The sequence below is a fragment of the Azospirillum humicireducens genome (genome assembly GCF_001639105.2).
GTDB lineage: Bacteria > Pseudomonadota > Alphaproteobacteria > Azospirillales > Azospirillaceae > Azospirillum > Azospirillum humicireducens.
Window position 1 is genome coordinate 1,297,618 of the sequence record NZ_CP015285.1, and the last position, 20,055, is coordinate 1,317,672.

A 20,055-nucleotide genomic window follows, 5' to 3' on the forward strand; every position below is an offset into this window, starting at 1 on the left:
AGGTCTGGTAGTCCGATGGGGATAAGGCCCGCCACATATAGCAAGCCGATCCGCCGAATCCTATGCTTGCAGGGGTGGATTGCAGGGGCTTTTTTCAGACCGGCGGCGTGATAGCTTGTTGCGCGGTTTGCGGATGGACGCAGCGGCTGAAAGAGACCAGAGGATTTACGTGACGGATGACGGTTTGATGGACAAGGAAGGCAAGCGGATCGTGCTGCACGGTCCGGAGGAATTCGCGGCATTGCGCAAGGCCTGCCGGCTGGCGGCGGAGACGCTGGATTACATCACGCCCTTCGTGGTGCCGGGCGTCAGCACGGGCAGGCTCGACGCGCTGATCGAAGAGTTCCAGCGCGACCGCGGCGGCATTCCGGCGACTCTCGGCTATCATGGCTATCCCGCCTGCAGCTGCATCTCGCCCAACCATGTCGTCAACCACGGCATCCCCAGCGACGACAAGAAGCTGGTCGAGGGTGACATCGTCAACATCGACGTCACCGTGATTCTGGACGGCTGGTACGGCGACAGCAGCCGCATGTATTTCGTCGGCGAGAAGGTCGGCGTGAAGGCGCGCAAGCTGGTCGATCTGACCTATCGCTGCATGATGGCCGGCATCGCCCAGGCCAAGCCCGGCAACCATCTGGGCGATATCGGCCATGCCATCCAGACGATGGCGGAAGCCGCGCGCTGTTCGGTGGTGCGCGATTTCGGCGGGCACGGCATCGGGCGGGTTTTCCACGACGCGCCGCACGTCGACCATTTCGGCAAGCCCGGCACCGGCGTGGAGCTGCGCCCCGGCATGGTCTTCACGGTGGAGCCGATGATCAACGCCGGCCGGCACGAGGTGAAGATCCTGTCCGACGGCTGGACCACCGTCACCCGCGACCGTTCGCTGTCGGCGCAGTTCGAGCACCAGATCGGCATCACCGAGGACGGTTGCGAGATCTTCACACTCTCCCCCGCCGGCTTCACACAGCCGCCCTATGGAAGCGCCGCATGAGTGACGAGCAGAAGCCCTGGGAGGTGCTGGGCAGCCGCGACCTCCTGGACGCCAGCCCCTATCTGAAGGTTCGGGCGGAGACCGTCCAATTGCCGGACGGTCGGACGGTGGAAAATTTCTACCAGCTCGACCAGCCCGACTTCGCGCTGATGTATGTCGAGACCGAGGACGGCAAGGTCGTGATGCTGCGCACCTACAAGCATGGGGCGCGGCGAGTCAGCCTGACCTTCCCTGCCGGCGCCATCGAACCCGGCGAGGCCCCGCTGACCGCCGCCAAGCGCGAGCTGCTGGAAGAGACCGGCTATGCCGCCGACGACTGGACGGCGCTGGGCGGCTTCGTGGTCGGGGCGAATTCGAAGGGCAGCACCTGCCACATGTTCCACGCCAAGGGCGCCCGCAAGGTGGCGGAGCCCGATCATGGCGATCTCGAGGACATGCGGATCGAACTGCACAGCGCCCGCGATCTGGTCGACGCGGCGGCGCGCGGCGATTACGCGGTGCTGCCGGTGATCGCCATGCTGGGCGCGATGCTGATGCCGGAACTGCGCGAAGGACTCGGCATGGCGGCGCGGAGCGTCCGATGACGGGCAGCGCATTGACCGCCGAGCGGCTGATCGATCTTCTGGGGTTGCAGCCGCATCCGGAGGGAGGCTGCTACGTCGAGACCTACCGGGCGCCGGCGGAAGATGGGCGCGCGGCCGTCACTGCGATCTATTTCCTGCTGCGGGCGGGAGAGCGGTCGCACTGGCATACGGTGGATGCCGTTGAGGTCTGGCTCTGGCATGGCGGAGCGCCGCTGGAGCTTTCGATCTTCGAAGAGGGCGGGACGGTCGAGCGCCGCCGGCTGGGGATGGACATCGCGGGCGGCGAACGGCCGCAGGCGGTGGTGCCGGTCGGGGCGTGGCAGGCGGCGCGGAGCTTGGCGGACGGGCCGGACAGCTGGTCGCTGGTGAGCTGCACCGTGGCGCCGGCCTTCGAGTTCGCCGGGTTCAGGATGGCGCCGGACGGGTGGGAGCCGCCGGGCGCTTTACCCCCGCCCTAACCCTCCCCCCTCTTCGAGGGAGAGGGGACTACCGCCGCATCGCGCGAATCTACCCTCTCCCGCAAAGCGGGGGAGGGAGGGAGCACGACGCCCCTGCCCGCCTCAATCCTCCGCGTACGGATTCTTGCCCTTGCGCAGCAGCAGCCGCACCGGCACGCCGGGCATGTCGAAGCTCTCGCGCAGATGGCCGGTCAGATAGCGCTGGTAGCTTTCCGGCAGGTCGAGCGGCTTGTTCACGAACAGGGCGAAGGTCGGCGGCCGGGACTTCACCTGGGTGACATAGCGGATCTTCACCCGGCGGCCTTCCACCAGGGGAGGCGGGTGATGATCAAGAACGCCTTCGATCCACCGGTTCAGCTGCGCCGTCGGAATGCGGCGGTTCCAGACCGTGTAGGTCTCCAGCACCCCGTCCAGCAGCGTGTCGAGCTTGTGGCCCTTGAGCGCGGAGATGGTGACGACCTTTACGCCCTTGATGTAGCCGAGGGCGGCTTCCAGCTTGTCCTCGACCTGACGCAGGGCCATGGCCCGGTCGTCGACCGTGTCCCACTTGTTGACCGCGATCACCAGGGCGCGGCCCTCGGAGATCACCAGCCGGGCGATGGTCAAATCCTGCTTGTCCAGGATGGCGGCGGCATCGACGACCAGCACCACGACATTCGCCATGCGGATGACGCGCAGGCTGTCGGCGACGGCCAGCTTCTCGACCTTCTCGTCGACGCGGGCACGCCGCCGCATGCCGGCGGTGTCCACCAGCTTGAAGCGCCGGTCGCGCCATTCCCAGTCGACGGCAATGGCGTCTCGGGTCATTCCGGCCTCCGGGCCGGTCAGCACGCGCTCCTCGCCGAGCAGGCTGTTCAGCAGGGTCGACTTGCCGACGTTGGGACGGCCGACGATGGCGATCTGGATCGGCTTGCTGCGATCCTCTTCCGGCTCCGGCTGGTCGCCGATGGGGATGCTGGGATCGAAGCCGTCGTCAACCTCCTCGGCCTTCTCCTCGTCCTCGGACGGGGCATAGGGAAGCAGCGCCTCGACCAGATCGGCCATGCCCTCGCCATGCTCGGCGGACAGCGGGATGGGATCGCCCAGCCCGAGTTCATAGGACTCGAACATGCCGGGCTGGCTGGCCTTGCCCTCGGTCTTGTTCGCGACCAGCAGCACCGGGGTCTTGCCCCGGCGCAGCAGGTTGGCGAAATGGCGGTCCAACGGCGTGATGCCGGCACGGGCGTCGATGATGAACAGCGCGACGTCGGCGCGGGCGAGCGCCTGCTCGGTCTGGCGGCGCATGCGCGCCTCCAGGCTGTCGTCGGTCACGTCCTCCAGGCCGGCGGTATCGACCACCGTGAAGGACAGACCACCGACATGGGCCGGGGCCGAGCGCCAGTCACGGGTGACGCCCGGCGTATCGTCCACCAGGGCCAGCTTCTTGCCGGCCAGACGGTTGAAGAGAGTCGATTTGCCGACATTCGGCCGACCGACGAGGACCACGGTGAACGACATGGGGCCCAAGGCCTTTCACAACAGACGGAGGAAATCCGCGATCAGCGGAACGCGACGAGCGTTCCGTTGTCGCACAGCACATAGAGAGTGTTGTTGGCAACGACCGGAGACAAGTAGGAACCGGTGGGAAGCGACCGCGTCACCTCCACCTTGCCATCCGAGGGCGACAGGCCCAGCAGCTGGCCGTTGGACCCGGCGACCCACAGGCGGCTGCCGGCCATCACCGGGCCGGACCAGACGATCGGGCCGGACTTGTCTTCCGGATCCTTGAAGCGGGCGAGCGGAGCCACCCAGCGGACCTTGCCGTTCTGGCGGGCCACCGCGACCACTTCCTGGTCGTTGGTGACGGTGAACAGATAATCGCCTGCCAGCCACGGGGTATTGACGCCGCCGATCTCGGTTTCCCAGATGCGGGCGCCGATGCGCTCGTCGATGGCGACCATGCGGCCGGAATGGCCGATGGCGTAGACCGCGCCGCGGTCGACCACCGGCAGGCCGCGGATGTCGGCCAGATTGCTGAGCTGGCCGGTGCGGCGGATGGCGGCGAGGCTTTCCTGCCAGGCGACGCGGCCGTTTTCCGGACGCAAACCGAACAGTTCGCCCGACGAGTAGGGAGCGACCACCAGCGTGCCGGTGACAGCCGGGCTGGCGGCACCGAGCAGACCGGCGGTTTCCAGGATGCCCTGGTGCGACCATTGGATCGAACCGTCATCCGCCGACAGCGCGATGGTCTGGTTGTCGAGCGTGATGACCATCACGCGTCCGCCGGCGACGGTCGGTGCGCCGCGGACCGGGCCGGCGATGCGCTTGCGCCACAGAACCTTGCCGCTGCCGGCATCGAGCGACAGCACTTCGGCGAAGCCGGTGGCGGCATAGACGCGGCCGTCGGCATAGGCGACGCCGCCGCCGGTGGCGCCGCCGCGCTCGCTCTCCGGCCGGGTGTCGATACGCCACAGCGACTGGCCGCTGCGCTCGTTCAGGGCGGAGACGTGCGAATCGGCGTCCATCGCGAAGATGCGCCCATCGGCGATCACCGGTGTGCCGAGCAGCGCGCGCGAGCTGCTGGAACCGGAACCGATGTCGGCGCGCCATGCGTCGGACGGGCTGGCCGACAAGGCAAGATTGCCCAACAGATGGTCCGGCGTGCCGCCCGGCTGCGACCAGGCGGCATTGGCGACCGCCGGCGGCACGGTGACGGTCACGGCGGCCAGCTGCGCATCCGGCTCCACCTTGCGCTCGCGTTGCAGGACAGCGACGCGCTTGCCGGGCAGCGGTGGATCGGCCGTCTTGCCCATCCAGCTGTCGATCGTGTCGCATCCGCCGAGGAACACGGCGAGCAGCGACGCGGACAGCAGCGCGGTCCGGCGGATGTTGCGGGACTTGGTGTCCGTCGTCTTGCGGATAATCGCCTGTTGGGTCGTCATGGCCTTGGGTCAGCCCTTGCCGTAGAGGGAGGCGAGATCGGCGGCGCGGCTGCGCACGCCAGACGGCGCCTGTTGGTCGTCCGCCAGCTGCTTGAAAAGCGTGCGGGCCTTTTCCGTGTCGCCGGCGCGAACCGCCAGCACCGCCGTCAATTCGCGCGCCGTGAAGCGCCACGGGCTGCCGTCGGCGGTCAGCGGCTGCAGCTTCGCGGTCAGCTGCGTCGGGTCGCCGCCGTCGGTGCGCTGCATCACCGCCAGCAGGGTGGCGAGGTCGCGGTATTCGGCGGGGACGGCGCCGTTGCCGGCGATGCCGTCATAGACGGTCGCGGCCTCCGCCGGCTTGCCCTGGCGGATCATCAGGGCAGCGGCATTGAACTGGGCGATGGCGGCGAGGCTGGGATTGGCGGAGCCGGCGAAGGCGGCCAGCGCCTCCACTCCCTTTTCCGGACCCTGCGCGCTCTGCGCGATGGCAGTGACCAGGGCGGCGGTCTGCTCTTCCTTCTTCTGTGCCTGCCAGTGGCGCCAGAAGCTGTAGCCGCCGGTGCCAGCGACGATCAGAACGACGGCGGCGATCATGGCGCCGCCATACTTCTTGAAAAGGTGCTCCGCGCGGTCCCGGCGCAGATCCTCGTCGACTTCGCGGAAAATATCGCTCATGGCGCTGCGGTGGCGTCCTTGCGGTGGCGTCGTCGCGCACGGCCCGGATGGCGGCGCGGGTCGAACGGAGTGCATCCGGCCGGTTCCCCGGCCGGATGCACTCCGCAAGATCAAGAGGGGCGGATAGCATCGGGCAACCCGTCGGGTCAAGTGCCTCCCTCTCCCGCATGAGAGAGAGAAGACTTGAACGCCCAAAGAAATAGGGGCCGCGGAGGCGTTCCCCCGCAGCCCGGTTCCGCAAGCCGTATTGCCGGCCGGACCGGCCGAAGCCGTCGCCGACCTTTCCTAGGCCGACATCGCGGCGGCGGCGATGACCGCCTGGGTCCGGTTCTTGACGCCGAGCGACTTGAAAATCGCGGTGACGTGGATCTTCACGGTGCCTTCCGACAGGCCCAGTTCATAGGCGATCTGCTTGTTCGACTTGCCGAGACGCAGGCATTCCAGCACTTCGCGCTGGCGCTGGGTCAGGCCGTAGCCGGCGCTGCGGTCGGCGACCTCCATCGTGCGGCGGCGCGGCGCGGCATCCATGCTGGCGGTGAGCGCGCCCGGCGGAAGGTAGATGCCGCCCGAGAACACGAGGTTCAGGGCGCCCATCATGACCTTCACGCTGCTCGACTTCGGAATATAGCCGGTCGCGCCATGGTCGAGCGCGCCGCGGATATCGCCCAGAGCCTCCGATGCGGAGATCACCACCACCGGCACGCCCGGCTGCAGCGCCTGGATTTCGCGCAGCCCGTCGAAGCCCGGCCAGTTCGGCATATGCAGATCCATCAGGATGATGTCGAAGGTGCTGCCCGCGCGGCACTGATCCAGCACCTCGTCGAAGGTGCCGGCCTCGACGAAGCTGGCATCGCCTTGCAACTGCTCGAGCAACCGCCGGAGGCCTTCACGGAACAGCAGATGGTCATCCCCGATCAGAATCTTCATGGTCCCCGTCATCCTCGCTCGCCGGCTCCGGTCGGGGGCAGGCCGATGAAGGCCAAGCCCCGAACGGGCTGTTGTCGATGGTGTCCGATGCGCCCCCGCGGCACCCGGATCACCCCCCTGATCACCTTGTCCCAGGCGTGATGGTCGATCGTGCCTGCAGCCTCTTCCCGGTGTCGGCCGGAAGGCCGTCTGCCGTTGTTGGCTTGTTTTCGCTGTGTTGGGTACCTGATACCACGATCGGAAGATCCCCTGTATCCGGACAAGGGCCATAGGTCATTCGAAGCTGCCACCTCCATTCGAGGGGCCATAGGTCATGGCCGGACAAAGAAACGTTTCCGACAAACGTCATAGAAACTGCTACGACTGCGAATAGCGTTATCGCGCCGGCTGATCGGATTGACTTGCTCCCGATCGGGACTATTCGGAATGAGATCTGCCGCCTCCATTGGCGACGGGAATTTCTCTGGAACCTTGCCATCTTTGCCGCGTTCGTGTGCCAGGTGATCGGTTAACCCTGATTCGGCTGCGCGACAGAGGAAGGAAAACCGCCGCGAAACCGATCGGATAGTCCTGAAGGATGCCTGTACCAACGCGCATTCCCGTGTGACCCGGCCAGCACACATCATTCCATAGGTGTTACCGTTTCGAAACCTGAGGCGACCAACAAGGAGACGAAAAGCGATCTTGGCTGATCATCCATCGCCTGATTTACGCGGAGCGCCGTTCATTTCTAAATCACGCGGTGCGACCAGGACTTCCCTCATGGGGGATGACCGGCAGGTTGCGGACACCGTGGAAATACTTGGGCAGGAATATCTGGGCAGGAATATTTGGCAGGAAAATTACGCATAGCCGTTTTGATCTTGACCGAAGACGTGCCTGGGCCAACCGGCCGGACTCCGTTTCAACCCTTAGACGCAGGCGGCGACGCCCCGAGCCGGGCCGGCCGTGGATGCCTCCTCCAGACAGAGCTGACCCATGCACACACACCATGAGTACGCCCATGAGAAAGCATCTCACCAGACCCGCAACGCGGTGACTCCCATGCATGTCTGCCTGATCCTCGACAACAACGCGCTGACCGAGACTGTGGTGCAGCAACTCGACCGCGGCGGACGCCACCGCGTGACGGTTCTGCACGACATCGGCGAGCTGACCCAAAGCGCCCTGACGCCGGATGCGATCCTGATCGGTCTTCAGCAGTTCACCGCACTTCGCGAGAACGAACCGATGGTCTATCTCCGGCTGTCCCGCCGGTCACGGATCGTCGTGGTGCTGTCCTCGCGCGAGCTGCTGGACGCCGCCCATATCCTGGCCTTCGCCGATGCCTGGGTGTTCGAAGATCTGAACGTCGACCGCATCAACGAACTGCTTGATCTCGGGCTGGAGGGGCATTGCCTCATGCCCAAGCAATTCCTGTCGCGGCTGGGTGTGGACGAGATCCGTCTGACGCTGTTGCCGCGGCTGTCCGATCCGGAGTTCGAAACCCTGCGTCTGCTGGGCGAAGGGATGAACAACCGGACCATCGCCAACGCGCTGGACCTCTCCGAGGCGGTCATCAAGTCGATGGTGCGCAGCGTTCTGTCGAAGCTGCACTTCCGCAACCGGACGGAAGCCGGCGTGTTCGCCGCCCGCCAGCAGGGCGCCCTGGAGCAGGCACGCTCCGGCATGACCCCACCGCACATACATGCCGCTGCGACCCGGCGCGCCGGGGTCTGAGCCCCGGCTTTTCCCCGTCGGGCCGCCGGGACGGCGCCCCATGCTGTACCGCTCAGCCAGCCGGACGTCAGGCGGCAAGGCGCCGGCCGGCCATCGCCTCCTCAAAGCGGCCGAAGCGGGCGTCGAAGGACTGCCGGTCGATCTCCGCCAGCCGGAAGCGGATACGCACCACCCCCTCGTCGCGGCTGAAGACATCGAAGGGCAGGGCCACGCCCAGGCTGTCGAACAGCAGCGTGCCGCGGCTGCCGATGGCGTCGGCCTCGTCCAGCGCGGCGCCCAGGCGGGAGATGTCGAGCAGCCACACGGCCAGCCGACCCTCAGGCCCCTCGACCGTGCAGGGTGCCTCCACGCGATAACGCGGCAGGTTGCGGCGGTCGACATCCTCCGTCGCCGTACGCACCGCCCGGACCAGCACATGCATCAACTCGTCGATGCTGTGGGTGACATCCGATGCGCCGGCCCGCAGCAGGTCGGCACGCTCCTCCGTAACCTTGGCCTCACGCGACACCTCGTCGATCCGGATCGACACATCGGTGGCGGCGCCGGCCGTCTGCCCGACATTGCGCGAGATTTCCTGTGTTGCTGACGCCTGCTGTTCGACCGCGGCGGCCACCGTGCCGGAAATGGCGTCGATCTCGCCGATGGTCCGGCTGATGTTGCGCACCTCCTCCACGCTGCGGGCGGTGACCGACTGGATCTCGGCGATCAGGCGCGAGATCTCCTCGGTGGAGCGCGAGGTCTGGTTGGCCAGGCTCTTCACCTCGTTGGCGACGACGGCGAAGCCTTTTCCCGCCTCCCCCGCCCGCGCCGCCTCGATGGTGGCGTTCAGCGCCAGCAGGTTGGTCTGCGCCGCAATCCCCTGGATCAGTTCCGCCACGTCGCCGATGCGGCCGACGGCGGAGGACAGCGATTCGATGGTGTTTTCGGTCCGGCTGCTGGCGGCCACGGCGGCACGGGTGACACCGGCGGCATGGCCGACCTGGTTCCCGATCTCATCGATCGATGCCGTCAGCTGCTCGGCGGCCGAAGCGACGGCCTGGGCGTTGCTGAGCGCCTGCGCCGCTGCGGCGGCGACATTCTGGGCGTTGGCGCCGACGAGACCGGCCGAATTCGCCATAGCGCCGGCGTTGCGGTCCATCTCCTGGGTGCGGGCGGCAACCCGCTCCACCGCGCCGCGGCTTTCCCGCTCCACCGTATCGGCCATCCATTGCAGTGCCTTGCGCTTCTGCGCCTCCGCCTGGATACGCTGCTGCTCCTGCTCGGCACGCAGCCGCTCCGCCTCGGCCATGCCGTTGCGGAAGACCAGGACGGAGCGCGACATCGCGCCGATCTCGTCCAGACGTTTCGCACCGGCCACATCGGCGGACAGATCGCCGGAGGACAGAGCCGTCATCACCCGACTGAGCTGGCCCAGCGGGCGGAGCAGCCTGCGCGACGCCAGATAACCCGGAACCGCCAGCGCGATGGCGCACAGCACGACCAGCATCGTCGCGAAGCGCATGCTGTCGTTGAAGGTCTTGAACACCTCCGCCTTCTTGATGCCGACATAGAGGATGCCGATCGGCTTGCCGGCCTTATCCTTGATGGGGTCATAGGCGGCGTAATAGGGCTCGCCCAGGATGTCGACCATGCCGCGGAAGGGAACGCCCTGGCGCAGCACCGAATCGTAAGCGGGGCCCTGGGCCAGCGTGGTGCCGACGGCGCGGGTGCCGTCACCGTTCGTCACGTTGGTGGCGATCCGGCGGTCACCCAGAAACAGGGTGGCGGTCCCCCCGGTGATGCGCTTGATCCTGTCGACCATGATGTTGTTGCCGTTCATCACGTCGCCGTCGAGCAGCAGCTTGCCATCGGCAAGCGTGAAGGAACCGCCACGCTCGTTCAGCGACGACCAGGCGATGTCCATGCTGAGGCGCTGCATCTCGATCGCCTGCCGTTCCAGATCGCGGACGATCACCTGCCCGATCGCGAACAGGATCGCCGTGCTGAGGAACAGCATGCCGAAGAGATTCAACACAGTGACTTTCGTAGAAATCGAAAGCCGGCCGACAAAGGCGCGCAGAGCATCCATCAGTGCAATCCACCAGGAATCAGTGTGCAAGTGCAGGTTCACAGTCACGCGCACTATGCCATCCCGGTTTGGACTGAATTCATTTAAAGTACATACGAGCTCTGCGACCTCTTGTCGCGATATTCCCCATGAGAACTTGCAACTCCGAGGGGTTGCTTTCGGACTGGCGGGGTTTTCGAATCTGCCGCCGTCAGAACAGGCGGGCACCGTCCGGCACCGCGTGGTCGGGACCGACCAGCACCACCGCGCCATCGGCATCGGGCAGGCCGAGACACAGCACTTCGCTGGTGAAGGGACCAATGCGCTTGGGCGGGAAGTTGACCACCGCCAGCACTTGCCGGCCGACCAGAGCATCGGCAGCGTAATGGCTGGTGATCTGCGCGGAGCTGCGCTTGCTCCCGATGTCGCCGCCGAAATCGATGGTCAGCTTGTAGGCCGGCTTGCGCGCTTCCGGGAAGGGATCGACGGCAAGGATTGTGCCGACGCGGATATCGACCTTGGCAAAATCGTCGTAACTGATGGTCATGGCAATGCGATCCGGTTGCATGGGGCCGCCAGAGTAGCGCGCGCACGCCCATCGCGGAACCCGGAAGCAGGACCTTCACGGCCGGAAATGGAAAAGGGGCCGCCGATGGCGACCCCCCTCCTCACAGTACCCGGCGGACCGGAGACTGGATCAGCCCTTCGCCTTGGCGATGGCGACCTTGACCTCGTCCAGGCTGTCCGACACGCGCTTGGTCAGGATCTCGGCGGCTTCGGTGTTCGACTTGGCGATCATCTCGCTCAGCTCGCGGATGTTGGCCAGCGACTTCTCGAAAGCGGACTTGACCAGATCGGCCTGCTTGGCGGCCTTCTCTTCCGGCGTGCCGGCGGCGGTCAGTTCACCGACGGCGCGGTTCACGTCCTCGGTCACGGTGCGCAGAACCTCGGCCTGACGGCGGACGATGGCCTGGAAGCCTTCATAGGCCAACTGGTTGGCGGCAGTCACCGCCTCGATGTTCTTGCGCTGGCTGGCGATGATGGTCTCGATATCGACGCCCGGAACCTTGAGGTCGCCGATCAGCTTGGACGGATCGAATTCGAGGAAGGGGTTACCGCTCATCTTGGCCATGTTTCTCATCCCAGCATCAGTGTTAGCTGCCCGCATCGGGATCCGGGCATGTTGCGACGCAACATTGATGGGCTGACTATGCAGAGTGCCGAAATGTTAGTCAATCCGGATTTTGCGGCGCAACATAACCTTGGCGGGTAAAAGCACCGCGTCGCCCTACCGCTCGGATGGCCAATCCGGTCTAAACCGTTGATGCCATGGAGTCCGGCCCGGTTCCCCGGCCAGACGCACCCCGGCGGCCGGTCCAGCGGCAGAACGTCGCGCCCCAGCGCTCCGCCCCGCGCAGCGCGGTGTCGAGCGCCGCCATGGTGCGCGACAGGTCGGCGGTGTCGTCGTTCAGGAAGACCCGCATCACCCGTGCATGCACGGTGCCAAGTCCGGCAACGAGGGCCGCCCCGCCCCGCTGGTCGGGATCGATCCCGGCGGCGCGCAGCATCCAGGCCATCGAGCGGCCGAACGTGCAGGAAAAGGCCAGTGCGGCGGCCGGATCGACCGGCAGGTCGCGCACAACCGCGCCCAGGCCATCGCGGAAGGGACGCAGCGCATCGAACCGGCGCATCATCACGTCGAACAGCCGGTCGCGCGTAGACTCGGCCGGATCGGCGGCGACGTCCCCGGCCAACACCGTGGCGTCGGCGACGCGCGACACCGCAGCCAGCAGGTCGGCGCGCCCGCGGTAACGGTGATGGAACCGGGACAGCGGGATGCCGGCGGCGTGCGCAACCTCCAGAAGCCCGACGCCGCGCCATCCCTTCTCGGCCGCCAGTCTCATCGCTGCCGCGGCCACGGCGCGATCCAGAGAGTCCGGATCGGTGGAATCGGAGCGGAAGCTGTTGTCTTCAGGCTTGTCGGACGACATGTCGGACATGGCATCACCTCCAGGCGACAGGGATCGCGTCATAAGGTGGTGCGCGGACGGCCAAACGCCACCCGTCTCCCGAAATCGTCACACCTTGCGCACGGCCTCCACCCGGCCGCCGGTCATGCTGACCAGATCGGCAGGCGTCAGGCGGAAAACGGCATTGGGGGTGCCGGCGGCGGCCCAGATGGTCTCCAGACGCAACAGGTCGTCGTCGATCAGCACCAGTGGCGGCACGGCATGCCCGATGGGCGGAACGCCGCCGATGGCGAAGCCGGTCGATTCGCGGACGAATTCCGGATCGGCCCGTTCGATCTTCTCGCCGATCAGCCTGCCGACCGCCTTCTCGTCCACGCGGTTGGCACCGCTGGCGACCACCAGGACCGGGCGGCTGGTCTCCTTGGTGCGGAAGATCAGCGACTTGGCGATCTGCGCCACGTCGCAGCCGACGGCATTCGCAGCATCCTCCGAGGTGCGGGTGCTGCCTTCATGCTCGACCACAAGATGGCCGAGGCCGACTCTGTCCAGCAGCGCTTGGACACGGGCGGCGGAGGGGCTGAGCGTCGCAGTCATGGCCGTCCCGTCACCCTGCCAACTCGCGCGACCGCCGGGCAGCAGCGGCGATGGCGGCGGTCATCACCGGTTGCAGTCCCTCCGGCGCCATCAGCAGCTCAAGCGCGGCTTGGGTGGTGCCGTTCGGGCTGGTCACCGCCTTGCGCAGATCGGCGGCTTCCTGCTGCGGCGAGGCGTCGAGCAGGGCGCCGGCGCCCGACACGGTGGCGCGGGCCAGCCGCATCGCCAGATCGGCGGGCAGCCCGGCGGCCTCACCGGCCTTGGCCATCGCCTCGACCATGAAGAAGACATAGGCCGGGCCGCTGCCGGACAGCGCGGTGACCGGATCCAGCAGCCCTTCATCCTCGACCCAGGCGACATCGCCGACGGCGCGCAGCAGCCGGTCGGAAAGATCGCGCTGGGTGTCGCTGACATGGGCGTTGGGTACGGCAACGGTCATGCCCCGGCCGATGGCGGCCGGGGTGTTGGGCATCGAGCGGACGATGACAGCCCCCGCCCCCAGCAGCCGTTCGAAGTAGCCGATGGTCTTGCCGGCGGCGATCGACAGGAAGACGGTGCCGGGACGGACCAGCGCACGGTAGGCCGGCAGCGCCTCTTCCATCACCTGCGGCTTCACCGCCAGTACCACGACATCGGGAACGAAGCCGTCCGGCAAAGCTTCCGCTCCGGACGCCAGCGAGACGCGCGCATCGCCGGCAAGCCGCTCCGGCAGACCGGCGCGGTCGACCACCACGACTCGCGACACGGTTCCGGCTGCGAGCCAGCCGTCCAGCATCGCACCGCCCATCTTCCCGCAGCCGACCAGCAGCAGCGACGCACCCGTTTCCGCCGTCATGACCCCGTCATTCCCCCTGTGTTATGCCGAATGTCGGGCTCAGGCTTCGCCCATGGTGTCGAGAATGGCGGCGGACACCGCCTCCGGCGCCGACTTGCCGCCCCAGATCACGAACTGGAAGGCCGGGTAGAAGCGCTCGCATTCCGAAAGGGCGATCTCGACCAGATCCTCCAGCTGTTCCACCGCGGCACCGCGCGCACCGCGCAGCAGCATGGTCTGGCGGAACATCGGCGTATGCTCCTCCGAGCAGACGTCGAAATGGCCGAGCCACATGCGGCCGTTCACCTCCGCCAGCAATTCGGCGACAGCGGTGCGGCGGGCGGCCTGCACCTTCATGTCGAACTGGCAGGAGAACTGCATCGCGCTGACATCGGGCTGCCAGACGAAATAGAGCCGGTAATCGCACCAGCGCCCGCCGATCTCGACGACGAGTTCGTCCTCGGTGGCCCGGTCGAAGGGCCATTCGTTGGCGGTTACGATCTCCTCGACCACGTCGAGCGGGTTGTGGGCGGAAGCGGTGGTTTCGACGGCTACTGCCGACATGTCAGCGTCCTCCTGTGAAGGCGCAATGGGCGGTACCGTTCACCCGGACCAGAGGACACGCCTGGCAAACCGCGCGGGTCCGGGCCAATACCCCGAAGGTGATGAAAAGATGAGCATCGGTATGCGGCGTCTGCCCACATCGACGCTTGCTCACCGTTCTGACCGGCCGACGTTCGGGTCGCGGGCCGGTCACGATCCAGCCAGTCCGCCGATGGCGGGACGAGCCGGAACGATGACGGGAGGGCTGCCGGGTGATGCGGCCGCGCAATGCTCAGGATGCCGTGGGCCCCGTGCCGGTGGCATCCGCAGCGGGCTTTGGCGCCGGCGTCACCGGATCGCTGTCGATCACCGCCGGAATACCGGCCGGCTCGGCCACAACCGGCAGCGGGGCATGCCCGGCGGTCAGCGTCGCGATGGTGGCCTCCAGTGCTGCAAGCCGCTCGGCCATCACCTCCTGCTCCTCGCGGGCCTTGGCGGCCATGGCGCGGACGGCCTCGTATTCCTCGCGGCTGACGACGTCCATCCGCGACAGAATACGTTCGAGCTGAGCGCGCAACTGGCCTTCGGCCTCTTCGCGCAAGGACGAAAAGGCGCCGAGAGCGCCACCCGCCACACGGGCGAGATCGTCCAAAATCCTATTGTCCACCTGCATCGGCTCTGACTTCCGGTTACCGTTCGTTCATTATGGACGCCGCGGGCGGCGACTTCAACGCCCTTGGCCCGTCACGGGCATGCCATGGCGCGCAGCCGTGTCATGCGGCGGACATCACGGCTTGGCCGCGGCAGGGGGTGGGGACGCAGCATTGAAGCGGTCGCGCAGGGCCTTCAGGTCCAAAGTCTGGGTCGGCGCGTCCCAGGGTCCGGCGACGCGCAGAGTGAGCGGCGGCAGATCGCCGTCGGCCTTCACCGCAAGGGTCAAACCCAAATCCACCCGTTCGTCCGGGAGCGAGACCGTTCCGGTCAGCGTGCCGTCGGCGGGAGCGGTGGTCAGGCGGGCATCGTCGGCGCGAATCACCCCCTTCTCGATGGCGAAGCGGGCATCCAGCCGCTCCAGCCTGGTCTCCCCTCCCTGCAAGGCACCGGCGACGGCGCCCAGCACCTCCTGCGTCCGTTCGACCCCGGCCAGCCGGCTGCGCAGCGCGGCGAGATCGACCCCGCGCAGCACACCGCCCGACGCCACCGCCCGGCCGCGACCGGCCAGACTGCGCAGGAGCGCGTCGCCATGGCCACTGCCGGAAACGGTCATGTCCAAATCCACGGCACCGCCGCTGAGCCCCAGCCCGGCAAATCCGGACAGCGCAGTCCCGAGGTCGGCCTTGACCACGGTGATGTCGGCGTCGAACTTCGGCTGCTGCCCCGGAATCGCGGCGACACGGCCGCTGATGCCGATCTGACCGCCCTGCCATTCGCCGTCCAACTGCTCCAGGGTCGCGGTCCCGCTGGAGAGCGTCGCCCTCAGCGCCGGCTGTGCGACGCGCTGTCCGCCGAGAGTCAGCGAGGTGGACGTCAGCGCCAGCCGGCCGTCCGCAAACTGAATCCAATCGAGGTCCGCGAGAGGATCGACGGGAGGGACAGCCGCCGGATCGGCGGCGGAGGTCACCGCATCGCGCGTGGCGCCGTCACCCACCAGCGGCGCGTTGCGCAGCCGGTCGAGGTCGAGGTCGCCGGTCTGCAGGTCGGCCTGGAAGGCGGGGCGAGCCGCCTTTCGGTCGATCGCCAGCTTGCCGCGCACCGGTACGCCGGCGACCAGCCCCTGCAGATTGCTCAGCACCGGTGACGCCGCATTCCCACTCAGTTCGCCGTAAAGGTCCAGCGGACCGAGAGCACGGGCCAGCCCACGGTCGGCAAACAGCGCCGCGAGGCGCCCCATCTCCGGATGGATCATGCGCAATTTCAGGTCGGCGCTGGGCGTGCGGTCCAGCCCCAGGACGGCGCCGCCGGCTTCCAGCGTGCCGCCCAGCATTCCGGCGGAAGCCTCGACCGCCAGCCGCTCGCCATCGCCAGCCAGCCGCGCCTTGGCGCTGACGGCGCCCAGCCGTTCCGGCACCGGCCAACCGGCTGGCCAGGCAACGGCGCTGGGCAGCCCGCCGAGCGACTTGGCCTCTGCCGCCAGGGCGAGGTTCACACCGCGCAGCGGCATCAGGCTGGCGACCTGCCCGTCAACCCGCGCCGTCAGGCCGGCGATGTTGTCCACCTTGGCTTCGCGCACCGTCAGTGCGCCGGCAGCGACCGTAGCGTCGAGATGAAGCCCCTGGACCGGCAGGCCGCCCACGGTCAGCTGGCCGATCCGCAGATCGAGGTTCGCGTCGGCAAGTCCGAGAAGTCGCTGCGGCGCCGGCGCCGTGCCGGCGGAGCCAGCCCGCGGGCCGATCGCGCGCGGCGTTGCCGGCTGGGCCGGCGCCGGTTCGGCCGGCAGGTAACCGTCCAGGAAAAGGCGGTCGAGTTCGAGGCGCGCGCCGAAGGCGGGACGCCCACGGTCGACATAGGCGACAGCCCCGCTCAGGCGGCTGCTGTCGAAGCGGAAATCGATGCCCGACATCTCGAAGCGGTCGGCATGCCCCTGCAGCCGGGCCGCCAGAGAGGCGCGGCGCAAGCGGTCGGCGGGAACGGACCGCACATCCAGCTTCACCCATTCCAGCAGGGCGCGCAGGTTGTCGGCATTCGCCTCCATCCGCATGTCCAGCGTCGGCTGGCCACCCGGCGTGGTCACGTCTCCCGCCGCGACGAAATCCGACCCGCCGGGCAGCAGGGCGCTGACCCGGTCGATGTTCAGCCGGCCATCGGCCAGACTCGCTTCGACCCGGCCCTGACGCACCACGCCGCCATTGTAGCTCAGGGCGTCCACCGCCACATCCAGCTTGGCCTCGACGCCGATCGGCAGCGCGAAGGACACTCCCGGCTGCTTGGCCCCTCCGGTTGCGGGAGTCGTGTGAGCCGTGGCGGCTGAACCGGCCGCCGTGCCGCCCTGTGCGCCCCGCGCGAGCCATGAATCAAGGTCGAGCCGGTTGACGGCGAGCGTCACTTCGGTCCGCGGCACCTCGCGCCTGGCGGGATCGCCGGCCCTGAGGGTGGCGCTTCCGGTCGCGCGGGTGTCGCCCAGCTGAGCTTCCAGGCTGGAGAATGTGGCAAGGCTGGTTCCCGCCTCCACCGTCGCGCGCAGATTGAAGGGCTGGGCCAGCGCCGCAGGCCGGCGCGCGTCCACCAGCTTGGCGAAGTCGCTGCCCTCGGCACGGAGGTCGCCCTGCACCTTCGATCCGCCCCCGCCGGTCAGAATGCCGGCGAAGCGGAGGGTCGCATCGGTATGGGGCATGGACAGGGTGGCCCGCACCGGCACCGCCGCCCCTTCGGTGAAGCGGCCGGCGGTCGCCTCGCCATGCAGGGGCAGGCCGCGGAATCGGAAGTCGCCCTGGATTTGGAAGGGGCCGTTGAGGCTGCCGGCGGCGATGCGGGCGCTCACCCCCTCCACCGTCTCGGTGCGGCCGTTGCGGTCGTCGCGATAGATCACGGTGCCTTTGTCGATCAGCACCTGATCGAAGCTGACGGCGGACACCAGCCCTTCGGCGGCACCCAGCCCGTCGCCGGACCTGCCGCCGGTGGTGGACAGGTCCCAATTGATCCGTCCGTCCATCAGGACTTCCACCACGAAGGTCGGCTCGACCAGCGTGATGCTCTCGACCTGGATGCGGCCGCTCAGCAGGGGGACGAGCGAGACACGGGCGTCCAGCTTCTTCAGCCGCACCATGTCGGGTTCGGCGGCGCCGGCGGCATTGGCCAGCCGGGCGTCGCGCACCGTCAGCGCCGGAGACGGCAGCAGGGTGAAGCCGACATCGCCCCGCAACTCCACCTGCCGGCCGGTCGTCTGCGATATACGCTCGGCGATGGTGCCCTTGTAGGCGTTCCAATCGATGAGGCTCGGCGCTGCCAACAGGATGCCGGCCAGAACCACCAGTCCGGCCAGTGCAGCGATCAGGATCTTCTTCACCGGGTTTCCGCCTTCCCTGCGCCGGCCTTATCCTCGGCCGTGCCCCTTTGCCACGTCAATGTTACCACGTCGTCGCCATCGACCGGCACCCGCCCGTTCCCCCATAGGATACGGACAGATGCGCGCTTGCCTTCGCCGCCCCTCTTCCTCCGCGCCGGTCGGGAACCGATGGCGGCTTCCGACGAGGAGCGTCCTTCGGTAAGCTAGCGCCCGCAGAAGAAACAAGCAATTTGGGCAATCCCACGGCCAAGTTGGGGCCTGCCCGATTTTTTCCCCGGAATTCTCCGCTTGCGGCCGCTCGACCCGGCCGCACCGGAACCGAAACCGCAGATTCAGCTGACGGAGATCTGCCATGGGCGACGTGGTCAACCTCAACCGCTTCCGCAAGACCCGCGAACGGGCCGAACGCGCGAAGGAAGCCGAAGCGAATCGGGCCCGATTCGGACGCACCAAAGCCGAGAAGGAACGAGATCGCAAGGAGGCCGAGCGGAGCACTCAAACTTTGGATGGGCATAGGCTTGACGACAAAAATTGAGCCGTTCGTCCCAAAGCACGGCAAAGACCAAGTTTTTCACTCGGAATAACCTCAGCGTTTTTGTTACTATTGGATACACCGATAGTTCACTATTGCGACTATCACGGCGATCATGTGACAGTACCTGGCAGGGGCGCCGACGGGCGCACTCCCTGGCTGTCGGAAAGGGCCGTCATCATGGTCGACATGACGTCGTTTCGCGGATCCGTTCAAACGCCTCAAACGCACAACCCGGCACACGGTCCGTCTTGGCTGCCGCCGATCCGGGCGGTGGAGATCGACCGTCCCTGGGTCTGGCTGGCATCCGCCTGGCAGGACATGATGGCAGCCCCCGCCATCAGCTTCGCCTATGGCGTGCTGGCGGTCATCTCCAGCTTCGCGCTCGTGGTCGGGCTGGCCATGCTGGACATGGAATACCTGCTGCTGCCGATGGGCGCCGGCTTCATGCTGGTCGGCCCGCTCCTGGCGGTCGGGCTGTACGAGACCAGCCGGCTGCTGGAACTCGGCGAACGCCCGACCTTCGGCAAGGTTGCCGCAGCCTATCGCCGCAATGGCGTGCAGATCGCCGGGATCGGGCTGGTGCTGATGCTGGCCATGCTGGCCTGGATCCGCATTGCCTTCCTGATCTTCGCCCTGTTCTTCTCGGCCGAGCCGCCGGCGCTGGACCAGTTGGTCGACCGAATCTTCTTCTCGGCCGAGACCATTCCGTTCCTGCTGACCGGGACGCTGTTCGGCGGAGTCATCGCAACGGCGGTCTTCTCCATCGCCGTGGTGTCGATCCCGATGCTGCTCGACCGCGAGACCGACGTCTTCACCGCCATGGCGACCAGCATTGCCGTGGTGCGGGCCAACATCCGGCCGATGATCGCCTGGGGCTTCCTCATCGCCCTGTTCATGAGCGCCGGCATGGTCACCGCCTTCATCGGTCTGGCGATCGCCCTGCCGGTGATCGGGCACGCCTCCTGGCATTGCTACCGCGATCTGGTCGGCCCGGGCCGGTAACGCAGCCGCAACCTTGACGAAGCCCTCTCCCGTGCGCGGGGGAGGGCTTTTCCGTCGGACCTTCTTGAATCAGCCCTTCTTGAAGAAGGCCTCGGCGGCCGACTTCTGAGCCCGCTTGGCGGCGATGGCGGCGCGGGCGCGCTCCACCTCCGCCTGAAGCGTCGCGATGTAGGCCTCCAGTTCGGCCACACCCATCACGGTCAGGTCCTTCGGCGCCGGCTTGGCCTTTCGCGGCTCCAGATCCTCGAAACGGTCGTCGATGGCCATGGCTTGGTTCCCTCCCCTGC

The 20,055-nt window shown here is 67.4% G+C and carries 20 protein-coding genes; 6 read left to right on the forward strand and 14 right to left on the reverse strand.

Annotation, left to right across the window (positions count from 1 at the left end):
• The first annotated feature begins 187 nt into the window (after positions 1 to 187).
• From map to A6A40_RS05950, 3 genes are read left to right on the forward strand one after another with little or no spacing between them, the layout of a single operon-like run.
• Positions 188 to 997, forward strand: a complete 810-nt coding sequence (map, locus tag A6A40_RS05940) for a type I methionyl aminopeptidase (RefSeq protein ID WP_082860738.1) — start codon at positions 188 to 190, stop codon at positions 995 to 997.
• Positions 994 to 1,581 carry an NUDIX hydrolase gene (locus A6A40_RS05945; RefSeq protein ID WP_063634581.1) on the forward strand — a complete coding sequence of 196 codons (588 nt, stop codon included), beginning with the start codon at positions 994 to 996 and terminating at the stop codon, positions 1,579 to 1,581. The genes map and A6A40_RS05945 overlap by 4 nt, the downstream gene beginning before the upstream one ends.
• The gene (locus A6A40_RS05950) at positions 1,578 to 2,039 is read left to right on the forward strand and encodes a cupin domain-containing protein (RefSeq protein ID WP_063634582.1); all 462 of its coding nucleotides are present in this window, start codon (positions 1,578 to 1,580) and stop codon (positions 2,037 to 2,039) included. The genes A6A40_RS05945 and A6A40_RS05950 overlap by 4 nt, the downstream gene beginning before the upstream one ends.
• Positions 2,040 to 2,141: 102 nt before the next feature.
• Here the strand turns inward: A6A40_RS05950 and der are convergent, their stop codons facing one another.
• The 4 genes from der to A6A40_RS05970 all read right to left on the reverse strand — a co-directional run bounded on the left by der (position 2,142) and on the right by A6A40_RS05970 (position 6,541).
• Positions 2,142 to 3,536, reverse strand: a complete 1,395-nt coding sequence (gene der, locus A6A40_RS05955) for a ribosome biogenesis GTPase Der (RefSeq protein WP_063634583.1) — start codon at positions 3,534 to 3,536, stop codon at positions 2,142 to 2,144.
• A gap of 41 nt (positions 3,537 to 3,577) precedes the next feature.
• Positions 3,578 to 4,960 carry an outer membrane protein assembly factor BamB family protein gene (locus A6A40_RS05960; RefSeq protein WP_082860739.1) on the reverse strand — a complete coding sequence of 461 codons (1,383 nt, stop codon included), beginning with the start codon at positions 4,958 to 4,960 and terminating at the stop codon, positions 3,578 to 3,580.
• 9 nt (positions 4,961 to 4,969) lie between these two features.
• Complete coding sequence (locus A6A40_RS05965; RefSeq protein WP_063634584.1) at positions 4,970 to 5,614, reverse strand: DUF2659 family protein; 645 nt, start codon at positions 5,612 to 5,614, stop codon at positions 4,970 to 4,972.
• Positions 5,615 to 5,899: 285 nt separating this feature from the next.
• On the reverse strand, positions 5,900 to 6,541 hold the full coding sequence (locus A6A40_RS05970) for a response regulator transcription factor (RefSeq protein ID WP_063636144.1): 642 nt from the start codon (positions 6,539 to 6,541) through the stop codon (positions 5,900 to 5,902).
• Positions 6,542 to 7,519: 978 nt separating this feature from the next.
• Between A6A40_RS05970 and A6A40_RS05975 the strand changes: the two genes are divergently transcribed.
• Positions 7,520 to 8,260 (forward strand): response regulator transcription factor, encoded by a 741-nt coding sequence (locus A6A40_RS05975; RefSeq protein ID WP_236783747.1) that lies wholly within the window; start codon positions 7,520 to 7,522, stop codon positions 8,258 to 8,260.
• A gap of 67 nt (positions 8,261 to 8,327) precedes the next feature.
• On the opposite strand, the gene A6A40_RS05980 is transcribed toward A6A40_RS05975, so the two are convergent.
• The 9 genes from A6A40_RS05980 to A6A40_RS06020 form a co-directional block, all read right to left on the reverse strand.
• Positions 8,328 to 10,256 (reverse strand): methyl-accepting chemotaxis protein, encoded by a 1,929-nt coding sequence (locus A6A40_RS05980; protein ID WP_236783748.1) that lies wholly within the window; start codon positions 10,254 to 10,256, stop codon positions 8,328 to 8,330.
• A gap of 262 nt (positions 10,257 to 10,518) precedes the next feature.
• Positions 10,519 to 10,854 carry a tRNA-binding protein gene (locus A6A40_RS05985; RefSeq protein WP_063634587.1) on the reverse strand — a complete coding sequence of 112 codons (336 nt, stop codon included), beginning with the start codon at positions 10,852 to 10,854 and terminating at the stop codon, positions 10,519 to 10,521.
• A gap of 150 nt (positions 10,855 to 11,004) precedes the next feature.
• Positions 11,005 to 11,439 carry a phasin family protein gene (locus A6A40_RS05990; protein WP_063634588.1) on the reverse strand — a complete coding sequence of 145 codons (435 nt, stop codon included), beginning with the start codon at positions 11,437 to 11,439 and terminating at the stop codon, positions 11,005 to 11,007.
• A gap of 181 nt (positions 11,440 to 11,620) precedes the next feature.
• On the reverse strand, positions 11,621 to 12,307 hold the full coding sequence (locus A6A40_RS05995; protein WP_063634589.1) for a TetR family transcriptional regulator: 687 nt from the start codon (positions 12,305 to 12,307) through the stop codon (positions 11,621 to 11,623).
• A 78-nt stretch (positions 12,308 to 12,385) separates the two neighbouring features.
• On the reverse strand, positions 12,386 to 12,871 hold the full coding sequence (locus A6A40_RS06000; protein WP_063634590.1) for a YbaK/EbsC family protein: 486 nt from the start codon (positions 12,869 to 12,871) through the stop codon (positions 12,386 to 12,388).
• A 10-nt stretch (positions 12,872 to 12,881) separates the two neighbouring features.
• Positions 12,882 to 13,706: a pyrroline-5-carboxylate reductase gene (gene proC, locus A6A40_RS06005; RefSeq protein ID WP_063634591.1), complete on the reverse strand. Its 825-nt coding sequence runs from the start codon at positions 13,704 to 13,706 to the stop codon at positions 12,882 to 12,884.
• A 39-nt stretch (positions 13,707 to 13,745) separates the two neighbouring features.
• A complete protein-coding gene (locus tag A6A40_RS06010) occupies positions 13,746 to 14,249 on the reverse strand; it encodes a type III secretion system chaperone family protein (RefSeq protein WP_063634592.1) in 504 nt (167 codons plus the stop codon).
• Between the two features lie 271 nt (positions 14,250 to 14,520).
• Positions 14,521 to 14,901 (reverse strand): accessory factor UbiK family protein, encoded by a 381-nt coding sequence (locus A6A40_RS06015; protein WP_063634593.1) that lies wholly within the window; start codon positions 14,899 to 14,901, stop codon positions 14,521 to 14,523.
• 114 nt (positions 14,902 to 15,015) lie between these two features.
• Positions 15,016 to 18,231 carry an AsmA family protein gene (locus tag A6A40_RS06020; RefSeq protein ID WP_063634594.1) on the reverse strand — a complete coding sequence of 1,072 codons (3,216 nt, stop codon included), beginning with the start codon at positions 18,229 to 18,231 and terminating at the stop codon, positions 15,016 to 15,018.
• A 352-nt stretch (positions 18,232 to 18,583) separates the two neighbouring features.
• Here A6A40_RS06020 and A6A40_RS06025 point away from each other — a divergent pair, with 352 nt between their 5' ends.
• Complete coding sequence (locus A6A40_RS06025) at positions 18,584 to 18,766, forward strand: DUF4169 family protein (protein WP_063634595.1); 183 nt, start codon at positions 18,584 to 18,586, stop codon at positions 18,764 to 18,766.
• A gap of 177 nt (positions 18,767 to 18,943) precedes the next feature.
• A complete protein-coding gene (locus A6A40_RS06030; protein ID WP_063634596.1) occupies positions 18,944 to 19,768 on the forward strand; it encodes a DUF2189 domain-containing protein in 825 nt (274 codons plus the stop codon).
• Positions 19,769 to 19,837: 69 nt separating this feature from the next.
• Here the strand turns inward: A6A40_RS06030 and A6A40_RS06035 are convergent, their stop codons facing one another.
• The gene (locus tag A6A40_RS06035) at positions 19,838 to 20,035 is read right to left on the reverse strand and encodes a DUF1192 domain-containing protein (protein ID WP_063634597.1); all 198 of its coding nucleotides are present in this window, start codon (positions 20,033 to 20,035) and stop codon (positions 19,838 to 19,840) included.
• Between the last annotated feature and the right edge of the window lie 20 nt (positions 20,036 to 20,055).